This window comes from Pseudoalteromonas atlantica (assembly GCA_007988745.1).
GTDB lineage: Bacteria > Pseudomonadota > Gammaproteobacteria > Enterobacterales > Alteromonadaceae > Pseudoalteromonas > Pseudoalteromonas atlantica.
This window is the reverse complement of sequence record BJUT01000123.1, coordinates 1-1,092: the sequence shown is the minus strand read 5'-3', so window position 1 is coordinate 1,092 and position 1,092 is coordinate 1. Positions and strand designations below refer to the sequence as shown.

Annotated in this window: 2 protein-coding genes; both read right to left on the bottom strand. The window is 38.5% G+C overall.

The features are described 5' to 3' along the window. Window positions 1-285: flagellin N-terminal helical domain-containing protein (locus tag PAT01_RS19980; RefSeq protein WP_450091350.1), on the bottom strand; the 285-nt coding region annotated here is incomplete at its 3' end. A 286-nt stretch (window positions 286-571) separates the two neighbouring features. Next, window positions 572-1,092 (bottom strand): flagellin (locus PAT01_RS20180; RefSeq protein WP_318299784.1); only part of this gene is annotated, 521 nt, incomplete at its 5' end.

Here is a 1,092-nt window from a genome sequence, read left to right as displayed (position 1 = left end):
TGCTAATTCGCGCATACGTTGTAAAATATTGGTCGATTCTTGCATCGCGCCTTCGGCAGTCTGCGCCATTGAAATACCATCGTTAGCGTTACGTTGTGCTACCGCTAGACCATTAACTTGAGATGTTAAACGGTTTGAAATTTGTAGACCTGCTGCATCATCTTTTGCACTATTGATACGCATACCTGATGATAAACGTTCCATTGAAGTAGCTAAGTCGGAACCTGATTGAGATAGGTTACGTTGAGCGTTTAATGAAGATACATTTGTATTTACTGAAATCATAATAAAACTCCTGATTACTTTCGTAATGTGACTGTTTAGATTTAACCAAGAGCTTTCACAATTGTATGCTCAAGCTCTGTACTGGTTAAGTTAACGGCAGGAGAAATTTTATCTTTAGTATTATTTTAATTTATTTTTTAATTTTTCTTTTATTAATGCATTAACTTATTGATAAAAAAAAGCTTACCTTAATTTAATTATTACCTTATAGCTATATTTCCTATAGCTAAATAGCAAAAACGCACCTTTAAAGGTGCGTTTTTAGTTAAGAACACTATCAAGCTCATTAACCACCTAACAAGCTAATTGCCGCCTGAGGTATTTGGTTTGCCTGAGAAAGTATTGATGTACCTGCTTGTTGCAAGATTTGGTTTTTCGTCATTTCTGCTGTTTCAGTTGCAAAGTCTGTATCTTGAATACGACTGCGTGATGCAGATACGTTTTCCTGAATATTGGCAAGGTTACTAATGGTATGACCAAAGCGGTTTTGAACAGCCCCTAGCCCAGCCCTAGAGTTATCAATTTGCGACAACGCAGCATCAATAGTACTAATAGCATCCTGTGATGAAAAGGCTGTAGATACATCTATCGAAGATGTAGCAACCAACGAGCTAACTCCACTAATAGCCTCAGCACCACCAGCAGTAGAAAACTCACTATTAGACGTCATTACAACCTTAGCGCCAAAACTAGAAGAAGTTGCAGTACTAGTAACGAGAGTACCGCCCACTGGCCCCATTGATGTAGCTCCAGTAGAACCATCCGTCATGTCAATGCCATCCACCCCTGTTGCTCTAATAGTTAGAA